Annotated in this window: 26 protein-coding genes; 12 read left to right on the top strand and 14 right to left on the bottom strand. The window is 40.4% G+C overall.

All coding sequences use genetic code 11. The annotated features are described in order from the left end of the window. Positions 1 to 37 precede the first annotated feature (37 nt). Positions 38 to 496, bottom strand: coding sequence for a division/cell wall cluster transcriptional repressor MraZ (gene mraZ / locus DK428_RS07415; protein WP_109063464.1), 459 nt, complete (start codon positions 494 to 496; stop codon positions 38 to 40). Between the two features lie 279 nt (positions 497 to 775). Then, entirely contained in the window at positions 776 to 2,374 is a 1,599-nt protein-coding gene (locus tag DK428_RS07405) for a carbon starvation CstA family protein (RefSeq protein ID WP_109063462.1), read from the bottom strand. Between the two features lie 277 nt (positions 2,375 to 2,651). Here DK428_RS07405 and DK428_RS07400 point away from each other — a divergent pair, with 277 nt between their 5' ends. Beyond that, positions 2,652 to 2,888 carry a zinc ribbon domain-containing protein gene (locus DK428_RS07400; protein WP_109063678.1) on the top strand — a complete coding sequence of 79 codons (237 nt, stop codon included), beginning with the start codon at positions 2,652 to 2,654 and terminating at the stop codon, positions 2,886 to 2,888. Between the two features lie 42 nt (positions 2,889 to 2,930). Here DK428_RS07400 and DK428_RS07395 read toward each other — a convergent pair whose 3' ends face one another. The 12 genes from DK428_RS07395 to DK428_RS07345 form a co-directional block, all read right to left on the bottom strand. Beyond that, positions 2,931 to 3,650, bottom strand: a complete 720-nt coding sequence (locus tag DK428_RS07395) for a transporter substrate-binding domain-containing protein (RefSeq protein ID WP_109063461.1) — start codon at positions 3,648 to 3,650, stop codon at positions 2,931 to 2,933. A gap of 177 nt (positions 3,651 to 3,827) precedes the next feature. Then, positions 3,828 to 4,511, bottom strand: coding sequence for an arginine ABC transporter permease ArtM (gene artM, locus DK428_RS07390; RefSeq protein WP_005701435.1), 684 nt, complete (start codon positions 4,509 to 4,511; stop codon positions 3,828 to 3,830). Next, complete coding sequence (gene artQ / locus DK428_RS07385; RefSeq protein ID WP_109063460.1) at positions 4,511 to 5,176, bottom strand: arginine ABC transporter permease ArtQ; 666 nt, start codon at positions 5,174 to 5,176, stop codon at positions 4,511 to 4,513. Before artQ ends, artM begins: the two co-directional genes overlap by 1 nt. Before the next feature lie 4 nt (positions 5,177 to 5,180). Beyond that, positions 5,181 to 5,900, bottom strand: a complete 720-nt coding sequence (locus tag DK428_RS07380) for a lysine/arginine/ornithine ABC transporter substrate-binding protein (protein ID WP_012771225.1) — start codon at positions 5,898 to 5,900, stop codon at positions 5,181 to 5,183. A 19-nt stretch (positions 5,901 to 5,919) separates the two neighbouring features. Next, entirely contained in the window at positions 5,920 to 6,654 is a 735-nt protein-coding gene (gene artP / locus DK428_RS07375) for an arginine ABC transporter ATP-binding protein ArtP (RefSeq protein WP_109063459.1), read from the bottom strand. A gap of 144 nt (positions 6,655 to 6,798) precedes the next feature. Continuing rightward, complete coding sequence (locus DK428_RS07370) at positions 6,799 to 7,680, bottom strand: hypothetical protein (protein ID WP_109063458.1); 882 nt, start codon at positions 7,678 to 7,680, stop codon at positions 6,799 to 6,801. A 72-nt stretch (positions 7,681 to 7,752) separates the two neighbouring features. Then, the gene (lpcA, locus tag DK428_RS07365) at positions 7,753 to 8,337 is read right to left on the bottom strand and encodes a D-sedoheptulose 7-phosphate isomerase (RefSeq protein ID WP_109063457.1); all 585 of its coding nucleotides are present in this window, start codon (positions 8,335 to 8,337) and stop codon (positions 7,753 to 7,755) included. 206 nt (positions 8,338 to 8,543) lie between these two features. Continuing rightward, entirely contained in the window at positions 8,544 to 11,990 is a 3,447-nt protein-coding gene (gene mfd / locus DK428_RS07360) for a transcription-repair coupling factor (RefSeq protein ID WP_109063456.1), read from the bottom strand. A gap of 124 nt (positions 11,991 to 12,114) precedes the next feature. After that, entirely contained in the window at positions 12,115 to 12,291 is a 177-nt protein-coding gene (locus DK428_RS11590) for a DUF5363 domain-containing protein (RefSeq protein WP_006719095.1), read from the bottom strand. Positions 12,292 to 12,342: 51 nt separating this feature from the next. Continuing rightward, entirely contained in the window at positions 12,343 to 14,280 is a 1,938-nt protein-coding gene (locus DK428_RS07355; RefSeq protein ID WP_109063455.1) for a tRNA(Met) cytidine acetyltransferase TmcA, read from the bottom strand. After that, a complete protein-coding gene (gene ybeY, locus DK428_RS07350) occupies positions 14,277 to 14,741 on the bottom strand; it encodes an rRNA maturation RNase YbeY (protein ID WP_109063454.1) in 465 nt (154 codons plus the stop codon). Before ybeY ends, DK428_RS07355 begins: the two co-directional genes overlap by 4 nt. Before the next feature lie 71 nt (positions 14,742 to 14,812). Continuing rightward, positions 14,813 to 15,889: a PhoH family protein gene (locus DK428_RS07345; RefSeq protein ID WP_420837003.1), complete on the bottom strand. Its 1,077-nt coding sequence runs from the start codon at positions 15,887 to 15,889 to the stop codon at positions 14,813 to 14,815. A 657-nt stretch (positions 15,890 to 16,546) separates the two neighbouring features. On the opposite strand from DK428_RS07345, the gene DK428_RS07340 reads away from it, so the two are divergent. From DK428_RS07340 to DK428_RS07290, 11 genes are all read left to right on the top strand, one after another. Further along, positions 16,547 to 16,792 (top strand): Flp family type IVb pilin, encoded by a 246-nt coding sequence (locus DK428_RS07340; RefSeq protein ID WP_109063452.1) that lies wholly within the window; start codon positions 16,547 to 16,549, stop codon positions 16,790 to 16,792. 75 nt (positions 16,793 to 16,867) lie between these two features. Next, entirely contained in the window at positions 16,868 to 17,083 is a 216-nt protein-coding gene (locus DK428_RS11885) for a Flp family type IVb pilin (RefSeq protein WP_109063451.1), read from the top strand. A 14-nt stretch (positions 17,084 to 17,097) separates the two neighbouring features. Next, positions 17,098 to 17,526, top strand: coding sequence for an A24 family peptidase (locus DK428_RS07330; RefSeq protein WP_109063450.1), 429 nt, complete (start codon positions 17,098 to 17,100; stop codon positions 17,524 to 17,526). 46 nt (positions 17,527 to 17,572) lie between these two features. Next, positions 17,573 to 18,397 carry a CpaB family protein gene (locus DK428_RS07325; protein ID WP_109063449.1) on the top strand — a complete coding sequence of 275 codons (825 nt, stop codon included), beginning with the start codon at positions 17,573 to 17,575 and terminating at the stop codon, positions 18,395 to 18,397. A gap of 1 nt (position 18,398) precedes the next feature. Continuing rightward, positions 18,399 to 19,793: a type II and III secretion system protein family protein gene (locus tag DK428_RS07320; protein ID WP_109063448.1), complete on the top strand. Its 1,395-nt coding sequence runs from the start codon at positions 18,399 to 18,401 to the stop codon at positions 19,791 to 19,793. Next, positions 19,790 to 20,293: an RcpB protein gene (locus DK428_RS07315; protein ID WP_109063447.1), complete on the top strand. Its 504-nt coding sequence runs from the start codon at positions 19,790 to 19,792 to the stop codon at positions 20,291 to 20,293. Before DK428_RS07320 ends, DK428_RS07315 begins: the two co-directional genes overlap by 4 nt. Before the next feature lie 14 nt (positions 20,294 to 20,307). Beyond that, positions 20,308 to 21,429 carry a P-loop NTPase family protein gene (locus DK428_RS07310; RefSeq protein WP_109063446.1) on the top strand — a complete coding sequence of 374 codons (1,122 nt, stop codon included), beginning with the start codon at positions 20,308 to 20,310 and terminating at the stop codon, positions 21,427 to 21,429. A 13-nt stretch (positions 21,430 to 21,442) separates the two neighbouring features. Further along, a complete protein-coding gene (locus DK428_RS07305; protein ID WP_109063445.1) occupies positions 21,443 to 22,726 on the top strand; it encodes a TadA family conjugal transfer-associated ATPase in 1,284 nt (427 codons plus the stop codon). Beyond that, a complete protein-coding gene (locus DK428_RS07300) occupies positions 22,723 to 23,607 on the top strand; it encodes a type II secretion system F family protein (protein WP_109063444.1) in 885 nt (294 codons plus the stop codon). Before DK428_RS07305 ends, DK428_RS07300 begins: the two co-directional genes overlap by 4 nt. Further along, complete coding sequence (locus DK428_RS07295; protein WP_109063443.1) at positions 23,604 to 24,470, top strand: type II secretion system F family protein; 867 nt, start codon at positions 23,604 to 23,606, stop codon at positions 24,468 to 24,470. The genes DK428_RS07300 and DK428_RS07295 overlap by 4 nt, the downstream gene beginning before the upstream one ends. Continuing rightward, positions 24,460 to 25,221: a tetratricopeptide repeat protein gene (locus DK428_RS07290; RefSeq protein ID WP_109063442.1), complete on the top strand. Its 762-nt coding sequence runs from the start codon at positions 24,460 to 24,462 to the stop codon at positions 25,219 to 25,221. The genes DK428_RS07295 and DK428_RS07290 overlap by 11 nt, the downstream gene beginning before the upstream one ends. Positions 25,222 to 25,224 lie beyond the last annotated feature (3 nt).

The raw sequence follows: 25,224 nt of genomic DNA, 5'->3' as shown, positions 1-25,224 counted from the left end.
ATCTTTTGCTAGTGCCGCTGTTTGATGAGTTTTACTCTTATAATGACAGCGTTTTTAATTTTTCCGATAGAGCAAATGTATCTGTTGCACCCAGTGCCATATCTTGTTCCACTTGGGCTTGCCATTCGGCATCACTCCAAATTTCAAATTTATTAAGTTGCCCGACCAACATAATGGATTTTTCTAATTTGGCATGTTGGCGTAACGGACTACTAATTAAAATTCGACCGGCACTATCTAATTCACACTCGGTTGCGTATCCCAACATCACCCGTTGTAGGCTACGTTGTACGGGATCGAAGTTGGAGAGCTCAAGCAGTTTTTGTTCAATGACCTCCCACTCTTTGAGGGGATAAAGCAATAAACAAGGTTGACGAATATCCACGGTACAAACCATTTGCCCTTGGTTTTGTTCCAAAAGCTCGGCGCGATAGCGGGTTGGGATGGCAAGCCTACCCTTCGCATCTAAATTGACTGCCGAAGCTCCACGAAACATGAAATTCACCTTTTTGTCTGTTTACTTGCTCTGAATTTGGGATTTAGATCCAAAATTCACCACAAAAAACCACTTTTTACCACTTTGAGCTAAGTTTATTATTTGTTTGCTCAAGTTGCAAGCGCTTTCATAAAAGGAGCATGTAAAGTTTTGTATATTTATTAATAGCCACAATATGTTACCGATAATTTTCTCCACATAAAAAAACATCCTGCCAATATTCATTAGCAGGATGTTTAGTAAATACAGGAGACTCCGCAAAAAGTGCGGTCGCTGTTTTTATTGTTTTGCTAAACTATTCACTAACGCTTCCGGATCAGATTCGCCGGAACGTTTAACCAAAGCAAAGAATAACACAACGCATACAACGGTTGTCGCAAAGCCTAAATATACGGATAACTGATAGTCTAATCCAAACCCGATTTTGTTGTAATACAAGTAAGTCGCACAGACAGTGGTAATAAACCAAGCCGGGATAGATGCCACCCAGTGGAATTTACGGTAGCGATATAAATAAGCCGCGGCAGTCCATAACATCACCATTGCAGTCATTTGGTTCGCCCAAGTGAAGTAACGCCATAACACGCTAAAGTCAATGGTAGAAACAAAATAACCCAATACGAACAATGGCACAGCAATTAATAAACGTTTAGAAAGCGAACGTTGATCGATATTGAAGATTTCAGCTAATTGTAAACGTGCCGCACGGAATGCCGTATCACCTGAAGTGATTGGAAGTACCACAACACCTAACACCGCAAAAATACCGCCCACGAAACCTAAGAAATGTAATGAGCTGTCATACACGACTTTAGATGGTGAACCTGCAGCAATAGCATCTTGTAAAGCTTGTGGATTCTCATAGAATGCAAGCCCCACCATACACCATACTAAAGCAATAATACCTTCAGCAATCATCGCGCCGTAGAAAATGAAGCGACCTTCTTTTTCATTTTCTGCACAACGTGCCATTAATGGCGTTTGTGTCGCGTGGAAACCGGATAGCGCACCACAAGAAATGGTTAAGAATAATAATGGCCAAATTGGTACGTCGCCTTTCACTTGGAAGTTTTGTGCGAATTTATCCAAGGTTAAACCTTGTCCGTCTGCATTAATGGTACGGAAGAATTCGATAGGATCTACCGCACTGAAGTGCGCAGACACCAAACCGTACACCATACCCACAGACATAAAGAGCAATAACGCGCCAAACAGCGGATAAATACGACCGATAATTTTGTCAATTGGCAATAAGGTTGCAAGAATATAATAAGCAAAAATAATCACGGTCCAGACAGAAACCACGGTAGCTTTATCCATTCCCCATACGGTTAAACCACCAGCTTCAACCGCCTTGTGAACCGCTTCAGCATCACCTAATTGTAATGCACCTTGGGAAGCCCCCATGACATCCATAGTGATAGTGCCCATTAATTGTGCAGGGCTCGAAACAAAGACCACACCAACTAATAAAAGAAGAACAAGAGCTAAAATATTAATAAATACTTTTACCGGACGGCCTAAAAACTTACCGGCCAAATAAGGCATGGTTGCACCGCCATGGCGAATACTTAACATACCGCAAAAATAGTCATGCACTGCACCGGCAAAAATACAACCGACAACGATCCATAACATCGCCACAGGTCCGTATAACGCACCAAGAATCGGACCGAAAATCGGACCGGTACCCGCAATATTTAATAACTGAATTAACCAAATTTTGGTTTTGGACATTGGCATGTAATCCACGCCATCATTGACTTGGTAAGCCGGCGTTTGACGATTAGGATTAATGACAAAAATCTTTTCAATGATTTTGCTATAAACAAAGTAGCCTAAAAGCAACACCAAAACACAGAAGAAAAACCACAACATATGAGAATCCTATGTAAAGAACCTACTTATTCTAAAAGCAAGAGGTTCAAGTTAATGTTTAAATTCTTTTACTCACATTTGAGTAAGAGTGCGGTATTTTAGGCTTCTGTTACAATGAAGTAAACAAGCGATGATCCATCGGTCTAAAATATCTTCATAAAATGTGACATTAATCACACTTTCAAATTGAACTAAAAGTGCGGTGAAAATGTCTTGTGTTTTTAGCCAAAATCGCTACATTGTGGGAGCTTTATCAATATTAATGTCATCAGAGAAAATCATGTTACATCGTTGCCCCGAATGCCGGAAAAAAATCAGTGAAAGTGCGGAGTTTTGCCCCAATTGCGGTTTTTCATTTAAGCCGGAAAATCTTGAAATTTATAAACAGAAACTGGAAGAGCGTCGATTGTACAATGAAGAAATTAACCGTAAGAGCGTTAAAATTCATTTAATTTGGGGCGCAATTTTCGCCTTAGTGCTGATTGTGGCAGGTTGGCTTACCAATAATCCATAAAAAATGGGCAGTTTCCTGCCCATTTTTCAATATTGACTTCCTTTACTCCGTCATCCACTTGGCATAAATCTTCTGATATTCGCCACTGGCTTTAATCGCCGCCAAGCCTTTGTTGAGGCTTTCTTGCAAGGCCTTGTTGGATTTATTCACCACGATGCCCACGCCATTACCAAAATATTTAGGGTTGACTACTTTTCCGCCGACAAATTGCAGTTCAGGCTCTTTTTTCATCATATCAGCCAATAGAGCTGTGTCACTTAACACAATGTCAATTCGCCCGTTTTTTAAATCTAAAATAGCGTCTTGCAAATTCACATAAGCCTTTGGCGTGTATTGTTTGGTTTCCGCCAAAGTATATTGTTGAAATGTCGAACCGTTTTGTACGCCGATATTTTTCGCTTTTACTAAATCCATACTGCCTTTTAACGCCACATAACTTGCCGAACTATCGTAATAAGAATCGCTGAACAACACTTGTTTGGCACGCGCTTCGGTAATATCAATCGCCGATATGGCAGCGTCAAAACGTTTGGCTTTAACACTGGGAATCAACGCGTCAAAGGGCTGCGTTTGAAATGTGCAGACCGCTTGAATTTCGTTGCAAATAGCATTGACGATATCAATATCAAATCCCACTAATTCCCCTTTTTCGGTGGTTGACTCAAAAGGCGGGTAGCTTGGCTCCGTGCCGAAAGTTAGGGTTTGAGCACTAGCAGTGACTGCCACACCCATTAAAAAACTGCTAATAAGTACTGTTTTCATAATACTCCCTCCTTTGCTGTGAATATGATGTTGTGATTGGTATTGAGACTACAACTTTGCTTACACTTTACCCATAATGAAAATATATTATTATTTTATGAATATTTATGCAATGATTATTCATAAAAAATCCCCAAATTTGGGGATTTTAAAAATATTGCAAAAAACGACCGCACTTTATGCGCCTCTTGTATCCAAACGTTCAAAGGCAAGCACCCGATTTTCCAGTTTACGTAGCAATAATGTGGCAATACCGGTAATAATTAAATAAATTCCGCCGGCAATGCCGTAAATGGTCAGTGCATCGTATTCCGTGCCATAAAGTTGGCGGGCGTAGCCCATGATATCCATAATCGTGATCGTGGACGCCAAGGCCGTACCTTTGAACACCAAAATAATTTCATTGGAATAAGACGGTAATGCACGTTTTAAAGCATAAGGAATCAGAATTTTCAATGTTTGCAAACGACTTAAACCTAATGCTGCACAACTTTCCCACTGCCCTTTTGGAATGGCTTTTACTGCGCCATGAAATAACTGAGTGGAATAAGCCGCACTATTTAAAGCTAAAGCCAATGCCGCACAAAACCACGCATTAGAAAACAGCGACCACAATGGGCTATCCACCACCCATTGGAATTGCCCCGGACCCGCATAAATTAAGAAAAACTGCACTAACAACGGCGTACCGGTGAATAAAGTAAGATATAAATTGACCGCACTTTTCGCCGCTTTATTTTCCATGGAAAGCAGGAAAGTGAATAGTAGAGCCAATAAAAACGCAATGCTTAAAGAAACAACGGTCAGCAACAAACTGGTTGGAATGCCTTGCGCGATCACCTGTAAATATTCCCAAAACATTATTTCACCTCTCTTTCAAAACGGGTGAAACGCAGTTCTAATTTACGAATGCCCACTTGGCTCACCAAGGTCACCACTAGATAAATCAATGCCGCAATGCCATACCAAGTAAAAGGTTGGTGCGTATTGGTATTGATCAACTGCGCTTGACGCATTAAATCATCCACGCCAATCAAAGAAATCAGTGCGGTATCTTTTAATAAAACCAACCATTGGTTGCTCAATCCCGGCAACGCATGACGCCATACCTGCGGCATGATAATGTGAAGAAAAGTGTAACCTTTGCTTAGTCCCAGTGCCGCGCCGGATTCCCATTGCCCTTTAGGGATGGCCTGAATCGCGCCACGCAAGGTTTGTGAAGCATAGGCGGCAAAAATAAGCGATAACGCAAACACGCCACAACCGAAAGCACCAAATTCAATGTATTCCCCAGTGATCATTTCCACCACTTCGCTGGAGCCGAAATACACCAAAAGCACCACTAAAATTTCCGGCAAACCACGCAATAAGGCCACCAATACCGCCATGGGTTTACCCACTACCCGGTTGGCTTCCAACACGGCAAAGAACATGCTTAACAACAAGCCTGCCACTAACGAACAAACCGCAAGCCCTAACGTCATGAGGGCTGCGGTAAACATTAGAGAGAGAAAATCAAAAAACATAAAATTACTTCGTCATCCATTTATCATAGATTTTTTGATATTCACCATTGGCTTTAATGGCGGCTAAACCTTTATTTAAGCTTTCTGCCAATTCTTTGTTGGATTTGTTCATCGCAATACCAAAACCGTTACCGAAATATTTTTTGTTATTGACTTTATCACCCACAAACTCAATGTTCGGTTCTTTGGAAATCATATCTGCAAGCACGGCAGTGTCACCAAAGATAATGTCAATACGACCATTTTTTAAGTCCAACACCGCATCTTGCAAGCTCGCATAAGATTTCGGACTGTATTGTTTGGTTTCCGCCACCGTGTATTGTTGATAAGTCGTACCGTTTTGCACGCCAACGTTTTTTGCACTTTCTAGGTTTGCTTTACCTTTTAACGCCACATAGCTTGCCGTGCTGTCATAATAAGGTTCGGAGAACAACACTTGTTTGGCACGTGCGTCAGTAATATCGATGGCAGAAATCGCCGCATCAAAACGTTTTGATCTTAAATTGGTAATCAGTGCGTCAAACGCTTCGCCTTTAAAATGGCAAGTGGCTTGAATTTCTTTACAGATAGCATTGGCAATGTCCACATCAAAACCGATGATTTCACCTTTTTCATTGGTGGATTCAAAAGGCGGATAACTTGGCTCCATAGCAAAAGTTAGATCTTGTGCATTAGCTGCCATAGCGGAGCCTAATAAAATTGCACTTAAAAGTAATTTTTTCATTCTATTTTCTCCTTTCAGATTAAATGTTGTGTGAGAGATATTGTTTAAAGCGTTCTGTTTGTGGTTGCTCAAAGCAGGTGCTGTCACCGGTTTCGATAATATGCCCCTGTTCCATATACACCACTTTAGTGGCCACCTTTTTCGCCATATTAACTTCATGAGTCACAATCACTTGGGTAATGCCCGTTTCTCGTAATTCCTCAATAATGGAAACGATCTGCGCGGTAATTTCCGGATCCAGCGCTGCCGTCGGTTCATCAAATAACAACACTTGTGGTTTCATCATTAACGCGCGAGCAATCGCCACCCGCTGTTGTTGACCACCGGATAAATGTAACGGGAAACGCTCCGCGTGGCCTTCCAAACGCAAACGTTGCAATAATTCCATCGCCTGTTGTTTGGCTTCCATCTCGCCCACACCGAGAATTTTCATCGGCGCTTCAATGAGGTTTTCCAACACCGTCATGTGCGGCCATAAATGATACTGTTGAAACACCATACCCACATCACGACGCAATTGGCGAATTTGTTTCGGATCAGTATTGGCAGACAAATCAAATTGATTATTGGCAATAATCAATTCGCCCGATTGTGGTACTTCCAGCAAATTCAAAGTACGAATTAAGGTACTTTTACCAGCACCACTTGGCCCCAATAACACCACGACATCGCCATCATTCGCGGTTAAGTTAATATTAAATAAGGCTTGATTGGCGCCATAAAAAAAATTCAGATTTTTAACACTAATTGTCATTGTTACTTATACTCTTACATCAAATTACAGTTAAGTTGAAAACATATTATGCTTTTATGAATAATTATGCAACTCAAAGTATTAAAAAATCCCAAATAACATTGGGATTTTAAAAAACATATAAAAAAATGACCGCGCGTTAAGTTAATAATACTCATATTTATAGGTCGTCTTGGTTACCCACTCACCTTTCTCATTATACATGACACTTTCAATCACATTACCCTGTTCATCGAATCGGTGTTTAGTCTTGTAGCTCTCATTAGACACACGACCATCCTTATCAATAAACTGACGCTTGATTTCATGATGATTTTTATCATAGGTGATTTCTACCCTAAGATCATTAAATGAACCATTTTTAACAAAAGAACCATCATCAAAATAACGATACGTCTCGCAATCTTCAATTTTCTCTTTCTCACTTATGTCGCAAACTTTGCTTAATCGCGCATCATCATAAAAATAGGTCAAAATCTGATTGGCACTATGGATTTTAGGATAATACATTTGATCTTTCAACAAATTGCCTTTCGCATCATAAATCATTTGATGATGCCCATCTTCCCAATCCGGTGACGTTGGTTTTTTATAAACATAAACCAACTCTTTCTGTATCCCCGTCCCATCGTCATTTTCCTGATATTGATAGAGCGCTCCAAAATAAGATGGAGCAGTATCATCTTTGTTCTCGGTAGAGAGCACCACCTCTTCGCTATTCCGCTCTATCAAACGATTTTTATCGTCATATTGATACGTATGAAACCGCGTACTTTGATTATAACTCTCTTCAGTATCCCGCTCTTCCTCTTTGACTAAAAAGCCCTGCGCATTATAAAAAGACTTTTTATAATTCGTGATCGGATCACCTTCTTCTATGGCTTCGGGATTATCTTTTGAATAAGACTCAACCGATTTTACCTTACCCTGTAAATGATTTTGCTCCCAATCTGTCCGCACCGGAAACAATGCTAATGTCGAACCGGCAAAAGAAGATAACAAGACAACTAACAATAATCTACGCATAACACTCCTTTAAGAAAAAAGTGCGGTCAAAAAACCTTCTTGTTTTTTGACCGCACTTTATATGTAAATACCTTATTCCACTTTTGTCATTTCAAATTCAATTAACATCATCAAAATATGAATAACTTTAATGTGAATTTCCTGAATGCGATCGGCATAACCGAAATGTGGCACGCGAATTTCCACATCGGCAAGTCCCGCCATTTTGCCGCCATCTTTACCGGTCATAGCAATGATTTTCATGCCTTTCGCTTTTGCCGCTTCGATAGCATTCAACACGTTTTTAGAATTACCGGAAGTGGATAACCCGAACAACACATCGCCCTTTTGCCCCACGGCTTCCACATAACGGGAAAAGACATACTCGTAACCGAAATCGTTACTTACACAGCTTAAGTGGCTCACATCGGAAATGGCGATTGCCGGATAACCCGGGCGATTTTCACGATAACGACCGGTTAATTCTTCCGCAAAATGCATGGCATCGCAGTGGGAACCTCCGTTTCCGCAAGACAGCACCTTTCCGCCTTGTTTGAAACTGTCGGAAATCAATAATGCCGCTTGTTGAATCAATTTAATATTGTTGTCATCAGATAAGAATTTGTTTAATACATCTGCCGCTTCAGTGAGCTCGGCTTTGATTTGATTAAAATACATGGGTGTCTCCTTTTAATAAAAGTCGCTAGATTGTATGCAAAAACAGAATTAGGCTCAATACCTAGGGCAACAAGTCATCTTAAGTAATGCATAATCGTTCCGCTTTAGGAAGCATAGAAAGAGAAAAAGCAAAATCTGAGTGCTAGAAAAGTCCCCAAAGGGGCTGATTTATGCATAACCATGGGTAATTCAATTACCCACGGAAATTACCGCGGGTTGGTTAACTCTTTCACCAAATCCGTCACAAATTCTAACCGCACTTTATAGTCTGTTAAATCTTTGGTGAAGCGGAATTTATGTGGGCCGTCAAAACGATAAACCGCCGGATTGCTTTGGATTAACTGTAAAAAGATCATCGGGTCTAAATCAGCGTTCGGGGCAAATTCGATGAATCCGCCTTGCGCATTGGCATCCAAGCGAATGACATTGAGCGGTTTTAAATCCAGTCGTAATTGCGCAATTTGCAACAGATTCCGCGTGGCTTGTGGCAAGGTTCCGAAACGGTCGATAAGCTCCACTTTTAATTCATCCAATGCTTCGGTATTTTCCGCACCGGCAATGCGTTTATAGAAAGACAAGCGCATATTCACATCGCCCAAATAATCTTCCGGCAATAGCGACGGCATCCGTAAATCAATCTCAGTTTGTTGTTGCGTCAGTTCATCCAATGACGGCTCACGACCTTCTTTTAAGGCTTTCACCGCACGCTCCAACAATTCCATGTAAAGAGAAAAACCGATGCTTTCAATTTGTCCGCTTTGCTCGTTGCCCAACAATTCCCCTGCGCCGCGAATTTCCAAATCGTGGGTGGCTAAAATAAAGCCGGCACCGAGGTTGTCTAGGCTTTCCAAGGCTTCCAAGCGTTTTTGCGCATCCTTCGTCATCAGTTTCGGTGGCGGTGTGAGCAAATAAGCATAGGCTTGATGGTGAGAACGCCCAACCCGTCCGCGTAACTGGTGCAACTGTGCCAAACCGAAATTGTCGGCACGCTCAATAATAATGGTATTGGCCGTCGGCACATCGATACCGGTTTCAATAATCGTAGAACACACCAGCACGTTATAACGTTGATGATAAAAATCCGACATCACGCGTTCCAACTCACGTTCGCGCATTTGTCCGTGTCCCACAATCACGCGCGCTTCCGGTACGAGTGCGGTCAGTTTTTCTGCCGTATTTTCAATACTCGCCACATCGTTATGCAAATAATACACCTGCCCGCCACGCAAAATTTCACGCAAAATCGCTTCACGAATCACTAACTCATCCGTTTGACGCACAAACGTTTTAATGGTTAAACGGCGTGCCGGTGGCGTAGAAATAATGGAAAGATCGCGAATGCCATTCATCGCCATGTTTAACGTACGCGGAATCGGCGTTGCCGTCAGAGTAAGAATATCTATGTTAGCGCGCAATTGTTTCATTTTTTCTTTTTGGCGCACGCCAAAGCGGTGTTCTTCGTCAATAATCAACAAACCCAGATCATGGAATTGCACATCGCCTTGAATGATTTTATGGGTGCCAATCAAAATATCCACTTTGCCGTCGGCTAAATCCTGAATCACCTGTTTCTGCTCTTTCGCCGTTTTAAAGCGGGACAACATTTCCACGTTTACCGGCAAATTGGCGAAACGGTCTTTGAAATTATCGAAATGTTGTTGCGCTAACAAGGTGGTTGGCACCAATACGGCAACCTGTTTGTGGTTCATCACCGCTAAAAAGGCAGCGCGCATCGCCACTTCCGTTTTACCAAAACCCACATCGCCACACACAAGGCGATCCATAGCTTTCGGCAATGTCATATCAGAAATCACGGCATTAATTGCCATGAGTTGATCATGCGTTTCTTCAAATGGGAACGTGGCGGTGAATTGTTGAAATTCCTCACAATCATATTGAAAGGCAAAGCCTTTTTGCGCTTCACGTTGCGCATACACATCCAATAACTCTGCTGCCACATCACGAATTTTCTCCGCCGCTTTGCTGCGTGCTTTGCCCCAGGCTTCGGAGCCTAACTTGTGCAACGGCGCGGTTTCATCGGAACCACCCACATAACGGCTGATTAAATGTAACGATGCCACCGGCACATACAATTTTGAGTCGTTGGCATAATTGAGCAACAAATATTCCGCTTTAATGCCGCCGTTTTCTAAACTCACTAAACCGCCATAGCGCCCCACACCATGATCCAAATGCACGACCGGCTGACCGATTTGCAATTCGGCAAGGTTACGAATCAAGGTATCAGGATTCACCGTGCGGGATTTATCCCGCTGCCGTTGTTGCACACGTTCGCCAAGCAATTCCGATTCACAAATAATGGCAAGCGGCACATCCTGCTCAATAATAAAACCATGCTCCAACGGGCTCACCATTAAAGCCAATTTTTCTTCCGTCGCTTGCGCCAAGGTATGAATCTGTTTTGGTTTCAGTTTTAGCGGAGCAAGCAGGCTTAACAAGGTTTCACGGCGCCCTTCCGTTTCCACGATAAATAAAATATTGCCTTTAAAATGCTCAATAAATTGGCGTAACTGATGTAACGGTTCTTTTTGTTGCGATTGAATGGTCAGTGGCGGTAAGGGCGTAATGGCCAAATTTTTCTGCCGTGCGGACGACCGCACTTTTTCCGTTTTTAACGCAATTGCAGGATAGTGTTTTAAGTGACGATTTACGTCATCAATGCGCAGCCAAAGTTTATCGGGCGACAATAACGGACGCATCGGATCGACACGGCGACTCTCAAAACGTTGTTCCGCATCCGCATAAAAACGCTCACCCTGCGTTTGATTTTGCTCGCCGGTAATAAACAGTGTATTCGCCGGGAAATAATCAAATAAGGTCGCCATTTCTTCAAAGAACAAGGGCTGCCAATATTCAATCCCTGCCGCCAACGTGCCTTTGCTGATTTGTTGATAAATATGTTCCGGATCCCGTCGAATTTCACCAAACGCCGCGCGGAATTGGCTGCGGAAAAATTCAATGCCTTGATTATCCGTTAGAAATTCGTGCGCCGGTAATAAATTGATGTGATCGATTTCCTGCAACGTGCGTTGTGTATCCACATCAAAAGTACGAATGGAATCAATTTCATCATCAAAAAAATCTAAGCGAAAAGGCACCGCACTTCCCATCGGGAAAAGATCCAACAAAGCACCGCGCACAGCATATTCGCCATGTTCCAACACTTGCTCCACCGCGCGATAACCCGATTTTTCCAATTGCAAACGAAGTGTTTCAATGACAAAACGGTCGCCTTTGTTAATCAGTAACACCCGATGTTGTAAATAAGACGGCGGGCAAACGCGTTGCATTAAGGTGGCAATCGGTAAAATGAAAATGCCTTGCTTGCGTTGCTGTAAATGAAATAAAGCACTCAAGCGGGCAGAAATAATATCTTGATGAGGCGAAAAACTGTCGTAGGGCAAGGTTTCCCAATCGGGAAAAAAGGTGACATTAAGTGAGCTCAGTTGCGCCAACTCTTTTTCTAAACGCACCGCACTTCGGGTGTCGTTCGTCACCACGACGGTTAGCCCGTTAAACTGCGCCGCAATTTCACTCACGGCAAGGCTATCCGCGCCGGGCAGAATATTGGCTAAAATTTTATGATCTTGTGCTTGAGTTGGAATTTCGATGTGAAAAAATGGAGTTTGCATAAAACGACAATGTATTAAAAAAAATTGTCGCTAGTTTAGCTCAAACAGGGTGGATTTCCAATAAAAGTCTGTATAAAAAAACAGTGTCATACTTAGGGGAATTCATCCCCCAGGCATGCTAATCTTAGTGAGCGCTTTCCTCTTTCTGTTCTTTTTTGTCTTTTGGTTCGGCGTCTTCGTCAAACTTCACCACCGGCACACAACCACGGCAAGTGCCTTGATCGATACCCGCTTCTTTACAGAAATCAGAATAGGCTTCCCACGCGCGTTTCACCCAACTTTTTTTGCCTTCTTCGCTCATTTTTGTTTCCTTATTTTTTTAGCTTTATTTTAAATTGTTAAGAGATTGTTATCATAAAAGGACGGCATTTTTTTGCAACCACTTCTTCACTTCCAAGCGACAATTTTCTAACCACGTTTTTTTATTCTGTCTTTTTTCCGGCTGTTTACAATAATCTGCCAACAAGGGGAAAGGCAATTCGCCTGCCGATTTGATTAAACGCCGAATCGACGGCAAGGCAGAAGATAACGGCAGGAAAAAATCGGCAAAATTCTTTAACGATTGCCAATCCGAACTATCCAGCGTCCAAGCTATTTCTGTTCGAGCAAACTGTGTCGCGAGCGGATGTAAAGAAAGGGGCAAATTGCGTTGAAACTGTTTTTCCGCCTGTTGCACGAATACTCGCCCTTCCTTACTCAAGGGACTCAACGCCACCACGGAATAACAACCGCTGCTGGCTTCTTTGCTTTCGCTAAAATGCACCAAAATGAAACCGCACTTTTGCCAGAATGCCAATAGTTCCGGGGTGTAACCAAAACTGACGGAAAGAAAATCCACCGCGCCCTGTTGTTTTATCTGTTGTTGTGTCATCTGGGCAATTAAACGTTGCCCAAGCCCCTGTTGTTGCCAGTTGGGTTGTACGGCGATACGGGAAATGCGCAGAGAGCATAATTCACATGCCTCTTCCAATCCTGCTTGGAAACACAGCATTTGCGCCACTAAATTGCCACGCGGGCGACGTTCGCCACGTCGAATTTGGCAAATTAACGTATTGTCCTCCATTCCACCTTCCGGCACCGCCCATACGCAACCAAGCAAGGAATCCTGTGCTTGAGCAAGATAAAATTGCTGCTGTGGTGCATCCAATAAACGGCGTAAATCCAAAGGCGAGGTTCGATAATGCGCCAAGGTCAGCAAGCCGTAAACAGATTCAATTTCATCATGAGGAATCCGTTCACAATGAGAAATTTGGATCTGCTCCGCAAGCACAGAATCATAAGGCGGCTGTGGCAGACGATCTTCGCAATCGCACAGCAACAGGTCGTCAATAAACGCTTCCAGTTTGTCATCCGCCTGCCAACGTAACGGCGTAAACAGTTCAAAATGACGCAAAGTGCGGTCGATTTTCGCCATGAATTTTAATAAGAAGCCTCTGCCCGTGCCTTCGTAGCTGTGAATGGTGGTCGTCAACACAACGCGTTTAAAGGCATTGGTTAAACGAAATAAGATGTCTAGCGGAATCATCGCCGCTTCGTCCACAAACAACCAATGGTTGGCAAATTGTTGTGGCGCGTCGCTGAGGTTTTGGCTAAGTTCATCAGGCGGCATAAAGGTAATTTCCGCCCCCGCAAATTCATTGAAAATATTGACCGCACTTTTATTCGGGGCTGTGAGAATCACCGGCTGGTTTTGTGCCACTTGCTGTTTGGCAAAGAGCCCCGCCAACGCCGATTTTCCGCGCCCACGTTTTGCCGTGACAATCAGAATCGCGTCCTCGGCTTCTGCCATTTGTTGCAATAAACGGGCTTGTTCTAAGGTTGGCTGACAATGTGTTGAACGATCTTTTGGAGGCGTTGGCAAGGCAAGCGTTAACGGCGTACTTTGATAAACAGGAAAACCGTATTTTACGATTTTTTCTTGTAAAAAGGCGATAAAGTGCGGTGTGTTTATGGCGTGTTTTTCGCCCGACCAACGCAGGCTGTCGCCGTCGGGTTGATTGGCTAAATCTGCCCAATGATTCAACAATAATAATAGCTGACCACCGTCCTGCAACGTGCCTGCCGCCATGGCGAGGGCATCCAAGTTAATGCCTTGTCGTGCGTCGTAAATGATGGCAGGAAATTCACTGCCGAGCAGATTTTTCGTTTTGCTAAAAGGAAAAGAGGATTGGGTGGCAAAGTGCGGCGAAACATCGCCAATCCAGACCGCACTTTTAAGTAAAAGGTTGTGATTTAATTGGTAGGCAAGAAAATCATCCTCGCCCACTAAAATGAGGAGTTCTCGGCTCATTTCTCGCTCAAATACGGATCTGCAAAGCCCAGCCCCGTCATGATTTGGGTTTCCAAGCTTTCCATTTCCTCCGCCTCATCATCTTCAATGTGATCGTAACCAAGCAAATGTAAACTGCCGTGCACTACCATGTGCGCCCAATGCGCCATGACGGGTTTGTCTTGTTCCTGCGCTTCACGCTCTACCACTTGGCGGCAAATCACCAAATCGCCGAGTAACGGCAGCTCCACTTCATCGGGGCATTCAAAAGGGAAAGACAACACATTGGTCGGGCGATCTTTGCCGCGATAATTCAAATTTAAGGCATGGCTTTCCGCTTCATCCACAATACGCACCGTCATTTCCACTTCATCGCTCTGAGGTTGTACTGCGGCTGTCGCCCATTGTTCGATTTGTTCTGTGGTTGGCAAGCCGCTTTCTTGTTCGCAAGCAATTTGTAAATCAATGATCATCTTACCCATGTTGCTCTCCTAAATTCATTGTAATTTCTGACCGCACTTTTTCTTCTCTCAGTTTATTCTTCTCTCTCAGTTTATTCTTCACGTTCTGCTTTACGTTGATCCGCCAAGTCGCAACGACGAATTTCTTCCTGCGCATCCCAAGCGTCATACGCTTGCACCACTTTCGCCACCACCGGATGGCGCACAATGTCTTTGCTGTCGAAGTAATTAAAACTTAATTCTTCCACGCCGGACAACACTTCAATGGCATGACGTAAGCCGGATTTTTGCGAGCGAGGCAGGTCGATTTGCGTAATATCACCGGTAATCACCGCCTTAGAATTAAAGCCGATACGGGTCAAAAACATTTTCATTTGTTCCACGGTGGTATTTTGACTTTCGTCTAAAATAATAAAACTGTCATTTAAAGTTCGACCGCGCATATACGCCAACGGCGCAATTTCAATCACATTGCGCTCCATGAGTTTTTGCATGCGCTCAAAACCTAACATTTCAAATAACGCATCATATAATGGGCGCAAATACGGCTCGATTTTTTGTCCTAAATCACCCGGCAGAAAACCCAGTTTTTCACCGGCTTCCACCGCAGGGCGGGTCAACAAGATACGACGAATTTCCTGCCGTTCTAAGGCTTCTACCGCAGCGGCAACCGCTAAAAAGGTTTTTCCCGTCCCAGCAGGCCCAATGCCGAAACTGATGTCATAACGCAAAATATTGTGCAAATACTGAATTTGATTTGGCCCGCGCGGTTTAATTAAGCCCCGCTTGGTTTTAATGGTGGTGCTATACACTTTATTTTCATCGCGATGATCTGCGACAGATTCCGCATCGCCTTGCGCCAACGCCCGACTTTCCATTAATGCGATATGAATGTCTTCTAAATCCAACTCTTTGATCTGCCCCCGCACCGGCGCGGTTTGCGCATATAAATCATGTAATAAATCCACCGCACTTTGCACCACACCGACATAATGTGACGCAGGATTGTTATCTTGCGGTTGAATGGTGAAATCAAAGCCACGACGGGAAATCGACAGGTTGAATGTTTTTTCAATAAGCGCCAAGTGAGCATCTGCTGCACCACATAAGGAACGCAAGCGTTCATTATCTTGCGGCTCAAGCGTAAAGGTTTGACTAAAAGGTTGCAAAATATGACCTCAATAAATAGGAGGAATAAAGTAAACACAATATAGCACAACTTATAGGAAGGTTATATGCGTGGCTATATCAAAACAGGTAAAAACATTAAAAGAAGTAAAATTGATTTATTGCAAATAACTCTCTTTTATCTCCAATAATGAACTTAATTCAAATAAGGTTATTATTCCTAGTAATAAGCTCAGTCTAAATAAGGTTATCATCTTAAATAATAAGCTCAATCCAAATGAGGTTATTTCCAATAATAAGCTCAACCTCAACAAGGTTATTATCTCCTAAAACCTGCCAAGACTCTTCCAATATCAAATAGTAAAAACAGGCATGATCAAATCCACATATATTTAAATCTGTTTTTTGTAATAAATATTAAAATTTGTAAATTTACTGTAAAATAAATTCAAAAAATAGAGATTAGACCACTTACATAGTGTCTCATCCCATTGATAAAAAACAACATTTACCACACAAAATAAACATGACTATATACCGAATTTATCACTTTTTAAAATTTGATTTTTAATTTCTTAGGACTATAATGCACCTCGTTTATTTAATCGTACACTTATTAAATAAATGACATTAATTCTCATAAAAGAATTCTTAAATTCTATTTTCCACAAAAAAACCAAAAATTAGGAGCATAAAAAATGTTAAACGCATTAAACTCTTTAACCACTAAAGCATATATCAAAACAACTGAAGCAATCCGTGAATTTAAAAATAATCAACAAGGTGTAACTGCAATTGAATACGGTTTAATCGCTGTAGCAGTAGCGGTATTAATTATTGCTGTATTCTATAAAGAGGGTGGTTTCATTGATAAACTAAAAGCTCAATTTGCTGAATTAGCGAAGACTGTTGGTGGTGAAAGCCTGAAAAAAACAGGTAACTAATTAGCACTTAAGTTAAATTAAATATATTGGTTAACCTCTGATAGAGGAGGTTAACCTTTAGTTTTTAAGTATAAAATGTTTTTTTATTACATAGTCGTATACTCCTTTGTTCAAAGATTCTACAAAAATCAAAAAGGAATAACGTCAATTGAATACGGCTTAGTCGGGCTTGCTGTTGCTACACTTGTAGTTGCCGTGCTCTATGGTGAAAATAACTTCATTAACGTATTAACCGATAAGTTTAACGCGCTTGCTGATCTGGTAATCTCAGTCATACTTAACAAAAGCTAACACAATAATAAACAATGAACTGGCTTATTAATTTATTAGTAATCACCATCGCTCTATTATTGATCACATTATCTATTACGGATATTCGTTCCAGAATCATCAGTAATCGGATCGTTCTTCTGTTACTAATCACAATTATTCCACTCAGCCTATTAAAATATCAGACCATTTTCTTGATTCCCGCATTATCTACTTTCGCTATTGGTTTTATGATCTTCACTTTAGGAATAATGGGCGCCGGTGATATTAAATTGATTTCTGTTTTAATGCTGGCGATTCCGCATAATGAAATTATTTACTTTTTCTTCTTTACTGCATTTTTCGGATTGCTGTTAATCATTGTAGGTTGGCTGTTTTTTCGTAAATCCATTAAAGAAAACGGTTTACCTTATGGTGTGGCAATTAGCCTTGGCTTTATGACTAACCTAGCTCTATCAAGCTAATTTGATAGCGACTAACTTTACTTTATTAAAACAATAAGGGTAAAAAATGAATTATAGAACGCTCTTGATCATTTCCGTGCTTACACTTGCCGTCGGTATCGGCGGTATTATGTTTATGCCCACAGAGGGTGATGGTTCAGAAAATCAACAAACGACTACTCAACCTCAGCCGGTAGCTCAACCGGAGAAAAAACCGGAACAAGTCATTCTTATTGCGGAATTAAAACGTGACATTGGCAAAGGTCAATTATTACAGGCTGATGATTATGCACTAAGCGAAATTTCCGTCACTGAAGATAGTCCATTGCTAAACAATAATTTGAAAAATGTTGTTGCTGCTAATGGTATTCAAGGTTTACAAGGTTACCTCATGGCTGAAAACATGAAATCCGGTTCCTTACTTTCCGATAAAACCATTATCAGCCCCACAGATCCAAGATTCTTTACTGCAAGTTTAGATCCTAACCAAGAAGTTGCTTATAGAGTCTATTTAAAAACAGGTGACGACTATATTCTTAACACTATTCATGGTGGCGATTATGTTGTTATTTATAATCAACAAGTTGCAAAGGACTCCCGTAACACTTACGACCGTAAAGAATTAGTCAAAGTCTCCGGTAAGACTTTAGTTTTGCAGACAAAGTCTTTTGCTGAAGAAACTGCAAAAAATCCCGGTGATGAAAAATCCGCTGATGGAATTCCTAAAAACCAAGAATACGCAGGTTACGTTGCACTAAAAGTTACCGGTGAACAAGCCAAAAAATTCTATTCACTCGATCAGGGTTCAAAACTCGTTATATTACCTGCCGAAGATAATGATCAAAATATCGATTCACGCGGTGTATTCATTAGAAAATTAAGAGGTCAATAAGATGCTAACTTGGAAACACGCACTTAGCAAAAAACAATTGGTGTGCTACGCCGCTCTCGGAGCCATGTTCTCATTGAACGCTTACGCACAAAACTTCTCACTAGAGAAAGGTGCTACACAATTAGTTCAAACTAAAGAAAAAATCGATACTATTTTCGTATCTTCCCCAAATGTTGCCGACTATGAAATTTTAGACGACAACACTTTTATCATTTATGCCAAAGACGAAGGCAAAGCAGAAGTCACCGCGTTTGGTGCTGATGGACGCCCTCTGACTTCAGATACCGTCAATGTAGATAATGCTGTTGCAGGCATCACAGACACAAATAAACAACTTAAAGCCCGTTTCCCAAATACCGACCTTTCCGTGAAGAAAGTCGGCAAAGCCTATGTCATTGAAGGTAAGGCGCGCACTCAGGAAGAAAGCGATGAAGTCCGCCGTATCGTAGGTGAGGCATTAGGAAACGGCCGAAAAGTAACCGAAACAAAATTTAAACGAGATGGTGGGGACGAACATTTACCATTTCTTGATAAATATCAATATGACGGCGTAATTGATTCAACAAATGTCAGAGACACAACCCAGATTAATGTGAAACTGACTGTTGTTGAAGTAAATAAGAAACTCTCTGAAGCTATGGGCATTAACTGGAGCCACATTGCGGGAAATGGTCCGCTATTAGGTGGAAACTTTAGTGCCGGAGGCGGATTTAACGGCACTCAAGGTATATTACGTTTGGACGCACAAGGTATTTCTGCCTTTATTAATGCGTTGGATAATCAATCTAACGGTAAAGTCCTAGCGGAACCAAATATTTCTATGTTATCCGGTGAAACTGCCGATATTTTAGTCGGTGGCGAGATCCCTTTTGCACAACGAGACAAAGAAGGTTCTCCAACCATTATCTATAAAGAATTCGGTGTAAAACTATTGGTCGGCGCGAAATTACAAAAGAATAATCGTATTCGTTTAGTGTTAGATCAAACAGTAAGTACCATTGCCGGTAACTATAATTTTGAAGGTCTCGGTACTATCCCTTACTTTAATACACGTAGAGCAAAATCCTTATTTGAAGTTGCTAATGGTGAAAGCTTTATCATTGGTGGTTTATTTAGCTCAAATGATATTGAAGGAATCAATAAGGTGCCATTGTTAGGCGATATTCCTATCCTAGGTTCATTTTTCCGGAATGCAACAACCGATCGTGAAAAGAAAGAATTGGTTATTGTGGCTACTGTAAACGTAGTTAAACCGGTAGATGAAAAAGATATCGTCTATCCTGACTTTGAACAAACCGGAACAATGGAGAGATTTTTCCATACGACTCCATTAAAGAATGTTTATCACAAAACATTAACGTCTAACTTCTTAAAAAATAGTGGGTTTATTCAATGAGAAAATTAGTTATTTCGGCCACCATTGCTTTGGCCTCAATTACGGCTCCGGCAACCACATTCGCAATAAATGAACTAGTTAAAGATTCGAGCGTAGCCCAACCAACAAAAAATAGTGAGTTTAATCGTACTCAATTAGTTAATCGCTATGCACTACCGGATTATTCTAATGTGAGTTACAGCAATTTATATCATTCTGTAATTCGTGATATTGGTAGCAATAACCAAAAGCAAGTGAATATTGTTTGGCGTGATGCTACCGCCAAAAAAGCCGCCGCAAAAATTCGTGCGAGATTAGTGAAAGACGGAGTAAACAGCAAATCTATTTATATCGAGAAAAAAGCACATAAAGCAACAACTTATCCGATTTATGTGGAAGTCGCACAAATTGCTGCTAGAAAAGCGGTTTGTACTCCAAGAAGAGGGGAAGTTGTATTTTGGAATTCAAATGAAACTTCTTGCGCAATTAAAAGCAATCAACGTGTTCAACTGAAATATTAATAGAAGGTATTTGTATGTTATTACTGGATCAAGAGACCATTACGGTTGACAGTGCACGTACCATCGTTGTTGTTTCAAACCGTGAAGAAATTCAAGCTGAAGTAGCGCAAATATTGCGTACTCGTGGACTAGAGAATGTTGAAGTAGTTAAAAAAGATTTTTTTACCTCATCTGATGAAATTTCATTTTCAGCAGAGGATTCTATTGGTGTCATCATTGATATTATCAATGAAGCCAATGTAAAGACTATTGTTGAACGTGTATTTAGTTCTGTACCACAAAATGTATGGTGTTGCTTAATTGGGGATAGCGACTCAATCTCACTATCTCAAAAATTATTAGATGAAGGCATTCTTTACTTTAACTCACACACACAATTAAGCCAGATGGTAGGCAAAATCATCTCAGGTGTAAATGTTCCTCGGGTGAGAGATTCGGTAAAAATTGCCGTACTAAGTTGTAAAGGTGGTATTGGTGCGAGTTTAATCAGCTCACATATTGCCAATGAAATTGTTGTCAATAAAAAGATCCCCGTGTTATTAGCGCAAGGCACTAATGGTTCACAAGATTTGGATCTATTATTTGATAAAAAATTGTCCGGTAGCATAGTGGAATACACCTCTAACCTAGATTTATTTAATGGTGATTTAGGCTCATTAGCACCTGCGACAACCGAAAAATATAATTTTATTATTTATGATCAACCTATTTATAACGTTAAAAAAGATAACTTCGTTCAACTTTTAGAAAGTTATAGTAGCTTTGTCTTGGTTGTCGAAAGAAAAATTGGCTCACTACGCTTAGCAAAACAATTCTTAGATGAATGTGAGCGTATCCGTAGTACAACAGGCAAACCTATCCGTACCTTTATTTGTATTTCTGATAGCAGATTGGAAACATCCAAATTAATGGCTAAAAATGATATTGAAACGTTAATTGGCTCTCAGGTGGATGCTGTAATTCCATTTATCAAAAATACCAATACCAAAACTGTTTTGGGAATGAATCTAGGTCGTAATGGGCAAAAAGAAATTAACTCTCTGATGATGAAAGTGATTGGTGCAGTATCTCGTAATAGCAAGCCCAAAGAAAAACAAAGTTCAATTTCTTCATTATTTGCCAAACTCATTAAATAACTAGTGACTAAAAATGCTAACCAAAGAACAACAAATCTTCTTTAGAAGTGAAGTATTAAGCAATCTTGATATTGAAAAGATTGATGAACTTCAAAGCGAAAGAAACTTACTGGTAAACGAACTGGTTCAGATTGTTAATCGTGTTGCAAGTAAAAGCGGTACTTATTTGACGTCTGCGGACACATTAGTGATGGCAGAAATCGTTGCTGATGAAATTGAAGGTTATGGTCCATTACGTGATTTAATGGCTGATGATACAGTCAATGATATTTTGGTCAATGGACCAAACGATATCTGGGTTGAGCGCGCCGGTATCTTGGAAAAAACCAATAAAGAATTTGTAAGCAATGAACAATTAACAGATATTGCAAAACGCTTGGTTTCGCGTGTTGGTCGTCGTATTGATGATGGGAGTCCTTTAGTGGACTCCCGTTTGCCCGATGGCAGCCGTTTAAACGTCGTTATCGCACCAATTGCACTAGATGGAACATCGATTTCAATTCGTAAATTCAGTAAGAATAAAAAAACCTTACAAGAGCTTGTAAACTTCGGTTCAATGACTCGTGAAATGGCTAATTTCTTAATTATTGCCTCAAGATCGCGAGTAAATATCATTGTTTCGGGGGGGACAGGTTCAGGTAAAACAACCTTACTTAACGCTTTATCTAACTATATTTCTCACACCGAGCGGGTTATTACATTGGAGGATACGGCGGAGTTACGCTTGGAACAGCCCCATGTAGTCCGTTTAGAAACCCGTTTAGCCGGAGTAGAACGTACCGGAGAAGTGAGTATGCAAGACTTGGTAATTAATGCTTTGCGTATGCGTCCGGAGCGAATCATCGTTGGTGAGTGTCGTGGTGCAGAAGCATTCCAAATGTTGCAGGCTATGAATACCGGTCATGACGGTTCTATGTCAACTCTGCATGCGAATAGTCCGCGTGATGCCACGTCCCGTTTGGAAAGTATGGTCATGATGTCTAATGCATCTCTTCCATTGGAAGCCATTCGTCGCAACATTGCCTCCGCAGTAAACATCATTGTACAAGCCTCCCGTTTAAATGATGGTTCAAGAAAAATTATGAACATCACTGAAATTATGGGAATGGAAAATGGACAAATCGTACTACAAGATATTTTCTCTTACAAAGCGAGTAAATATCGTGATAAGAACGGCAAAATCGTAGGGGAATTTGTTAACCATGGTTTATTAACCCGTTCCGTAGTGTACCAAAATGCGCAAGTATTTAATCTTAGTGCAGAATTACAAAGCATTTTTGGAGACGTTCAACAATGAATATACTCTATTATGCCATTTTAACTTTTGGTGTCGTATTACTTTTATATACAGCCAGAGGTTGGTTTTCTGCTAAAAGAAAAATTAATGAACATGATGTATCTGAGAGTAAATTTTCTATTTTTCTCAGAACGACAAAAGCTAAAATTGGCTTATGGGCATATTATTTTACAGCAGGAAATAAAAAGAATTTACCTCGTAGTATTATCATAAGCTGTTTTGCTTTTTTCACTCTATTCGTTGTAAATATTGCGTATATTAAAATTGATAGGCTTCTCTTCAGTATCTTGTTTCTTGTGGTATTTATCGTATTAGTTTGGAAACTGGGACAACGACGCAACCAAAAAATTTTTAATGCGATGTTCCCTGAAGTCATCCAAATTTTAAACGCAGCAGCAACCTCCGGGGCAGGTTTATTACAAGCATTAGAACGTTGTGGCAAAGACCTGGCCGGACAATTAGGTGAAGAATTTAAAAGTATTCATAAACGCCTAGCAATTGGTGAAGAACCAATGGCCGTATTTGAGGACAGTTATAGACGTTATCCATATAAAGAGTTCTATTTCTTTATTACGATTGTTCGTACTAACTTAACTAAGGGTGGCCAAATCAGAGAGGTTATCTCCCGTTTAGGCCGGGTTATCGCCGATAGTAATAAAATGGAGAAAAAGAAAAAAGCCATGACATCAGAGGCGCGTATGTCGGCCATGATTGTCGCCTGCTTCCCTATTGCTTTCTTTTTATTCATGCAATTTACTATGCCTGACAACTTTGATTTCTTAATTAATGATCCTAGCGGGCGATACATACTTTACTACGTTTTTGGTAGTGAATTATTTGGGATGGGAATCATTTGGTGGCTGATGAGGAAGTCAACATGACACTTAAGATATTCCTAATTTATGCATTACTAACTATCTTTGGTCTAGCCGTCTTATTTGTAGCGCTTTCTGCAAGAAAAAAATTCCAATATAGTAAAGAAATTATTTTGGGAGAAAGACCAAAAGATACTAATAATGATGAAGATCATAAAGGTAAAACAAAACAGCAAATAGAACTTGAGCTTTTATTAATTAATAACAATCCGGTATTAAAAACATTGGGTCTTATTGATAAAAACATAAAACTTAAGTTGTTTATTATGTTTGCGGCCTGTGCTCTGTATTATTTATACCTATTAAAAGATGGCGAACCGGATTCTTCATCCTTATTTATTGGCTTTCTATTAATTTTAATATTTACGATTATCATCCCGGGAATATTAATTGGCTCTATTTTGAAAAGTAAAATCAAAAGAATCATGAATGATTTAGCCGGTTTTATTGACTTGGTAGCGGTTAATGTTCAAACCGGTATTAGTATTGAGGCGGCATTAAAGCAAGTTGCCACTGATTTTAAAAAACTAAATCCTGATTTAACTTATGTCATGCTACGTATCATTCGTAAATCAGAAATTACCGGCATGTCTCAAGCATTACAGGATCTTTCAATTTCATTGCCAACAACAGAAATTAGAATGTTCTGTACGGTAATGCAACAAAGTTTAAATTTCGGTTCCTCTATTTATCATCAGTTAATTCAATTATCGTCTGATATTAGAGAACTACAATTACTGGCAATAGAAGAAAAACTTGGTACTCTCTCGGCCAAAATGAGTATTCCTTTGATTCTATTTATTATGTTTCCAATTATCATCTTAATCCTAGCACCAGGTGTAATGAGGGTATTTCCACATGTATTCTAAATCTATCAAAACAGTTTTATTTTGCGGCATGGTTCTGTCTATCACAGCTTGTTCCGCAGTACTAAATAAAAAACCATTAAGCGCAGATAAAGTTACTGCAAAAGAAACGCTTTACCAAAGCACTCAAAATAATGATGCATTGGTTAATATGTATCGTGACATATTGAAAAATAAAGAAGATCCAATTATTCGTTATAAATTGGCTGAAACCTACTATAAAAAAGGCGATAGCAACTCTTCTCTATTGTATTTACAACCATTGTTAACAAATGGCGGCAACTTAACTGAAAAAGCTAAAATTCTACAAGCGAAAAACTTGAATCAATTAAAACGTTATCAAGAAGCTTTGGAAGTTGAAAATAGTCTGTTAGCTACATCACCAAAAAATGGTGAAGTCTATAATATTCGTGGTGTTACCTATGCATTAATGAATAACCCGAATAAAGCGAGCGAAGATATTAATAAAGCGCGTGAATATTTCTTAAATGATGCCGTAGCAGTAAATAATCTTGCTATGTTAAGTATCGTTAATGGAGATTATCGTAATGCCGTTTCATTATTATTGCCTCAGTATTTAAATGGTGTAAGAGAACAACGTTTAGTTCATAACCTCATTTTTGCTCTAGTGAAAAACAATGATATTGATTATGCAAAAGATATTATTGTTAAAGAAAATATTAACTCATCTCCTGATGACTTAATTAATGCATTGAAAAAAACCGAACGAGTCTCTAACAATATCGCCAGATAAATA

This window comes from Aggregatibacter kilianii (assembly GCF_003130255.1).
GTDB classification, from domain to species: Bacteria; Pseudomonadota; Gammaproteobacteria; order Enterobacterales; family Pasteurellaceae; genus Aggregatibacter; species Aggregatibacter kilianii.
The sequence above is the reverse complement of the archived record's forward strand: the minus strand, read 5'-3'. Positions and strand labels throughout refer to the sequence as shown.

Excerpts from the sequence above, each read along its gene's own strand:
- DK428_RS07325 (WP_109063449.1), top strand. The coding sequence starts at position 17,573 with ATGAATTATAGAACGCTCTTGATCATTTCCGTGCTTACACTTGCCGTC.
- ybeY (WP_109063454.1), bottom strand. The coding sequence starts at position 14,741 with ATGGGTAAGATGATCATTGATTTACAAATTGCTTGCGAACAAGAAAGC.
- DK428_RS11885 (WP_109063451.1), top strand. The coding sequence starts at position 16,868 with ATGTTTTTTTATTACATAGTCGTATACTCCTTTGTTCAAAGATTCTAC.
- DK428_RS07370 (WP_109063458.1), bottom strand. The coding sequence starts at position 7,680 with ATGCGTAGATTATTGTTAGTTGTCTTGTTATCTTCTTTTGCCGGTTCG.
- DK428_RS07315 (WP_109063447.1), top strand. The coding sequence starts at position 19,790 with ATGAGAAAATTAGTTATTTCGGCCACCATTGCTTTGGCCTCAATTACG.
- DK428_RS07320 (WP_109063448.1), top strand. The coding sequence starts at position 18,399 with ATGCTAACTTGGAAACACGCACTTAGCAAAAAACAATTGGTGTGCTAC.
- artQ (WP_109063460.1), bottom strand. The coding sequence starts at position 5,176 with ATGTTTTTTGATTTTCTCTCTCTAATGTTTACCGCAGCCCTCATGACG.
- DK428_RS07330 (WP_109063450.1), top strand. The coding sequence starts at position 17,098 with ATGAACTGGCTTATTAATTTATTAGTAATCACCATCGCTCTATTATTG.
- DK428_RS07395 (WP_109063461.1), bottom strand. The coding sequence starts at position 3,650 with ATGAAAACAGTACTTATTAGCAGTTTTTTAATGGGTGTGGCAGTCACT.
- artM (WP_005701435.1), bottom strand. The coding sequence starts at position 4,511 with ATGTTTTGGGAATATTTACAGGTGATCGCGCAAGGCATTCCAACCAGT.
- DK428_RS07305 (WP_109063445.1), top strand. The coding sequence starts at position 21,443 with ATGCTAACCAAAGAACAACAAATCTTCTTTAGAAGTGAAGTATTAAGC.
- DK428_RS07310 (WP_109063446.1), top strand. The coding sequence starts at position 20,308 with ATGTTATTACTGGATCAAGAGACCATTACGGTTGACAGTGCACGTACC.
- DK428_RS07290 (WP_109063442.1), top strand. The coding sequence starts at position 24,460 with ATGTATTCTAAATCTATCAAAACAGTTTTATTTTGCGGCATGGTTCTG.
- DK428_RS07300 (WP_109063444.1), top strand. The coding sequence starts at position 22,723 with ATGAATATACTCTATTATGCCATTTTAACTTTTGGTGTCGTATTACTT.
- DK428_RS07405 (WP_109063462.1), bottom strand. The coding sequence starts at position 2,374 with ATGTTGTGGTTTTTCTTCTGTGTTTTGGTGTTGCTTTTAGGCTACTTT.
- lpcA (WP_109063457.1), bottom strand. The coding sequence starts at position 8,337 with ATGTATTTTAATCAAATCAAAGCCGAGCTCACTGAAGCGGCAGATGTA.
- mraZ (WP_109063464.1), bottom strand. The coding sequence starts at position 496 with ATGTTTCGTGGAGCTTCGGCAGTCAATTTAGATGCGAAGGGTAGGCTT.
- DK428_RS11590 (WP_006719095.1), bottom strand. The coding sequence starts at position 12,291 with ATGAGCGAAGAAGGCAAAAAAAGTTGGGTGAAACGCGCGTGGGAAGCC.
- DK428_RS07355 (WP_109063455.1), bottom strand. The coding sequence starts at position 14,280 with ATGAGCCGAGAACTCCTCATTTTAGTGGGCGAGGATGATTTTCTTGCC.
- mfd (WP_109063456.1), bottom strand. The coding sequence starts at position 11,990 with ATGCAAACTCCATTTTTTCACATCGAAATTCCAACTCAAGCACAAGAT.
- DK428_RS07295 (WP_109063443.1), top strand. The coding sequence starts at position 23,604 with ATGACACTTAAGATATTCCTAATTTATGCATTACTAACTATCTTTGGT.
- artP (WP_109063459.1), bottom strand. The coding sequence starts at position 6,654 with ATGACAATTAGTGTTAAAAATCTGAATTTTTTTTATGGCGCCAATCAA.
- DK428_RS07340 (WP_109063452.1), top strand. The coding sequence starts at position 16,547 with ATGTTAAACGCATTAAACTCTTTAACCACTAAAGCATATATCAAAACA.
- DK428_RS07380 (WP_012771225.1), bottom strand. The coding sequence starts at position 5,900 with ATGAAAAAATTACTTTTAAGTGCAATTTTATTAGGCTCCGCTATGGCA.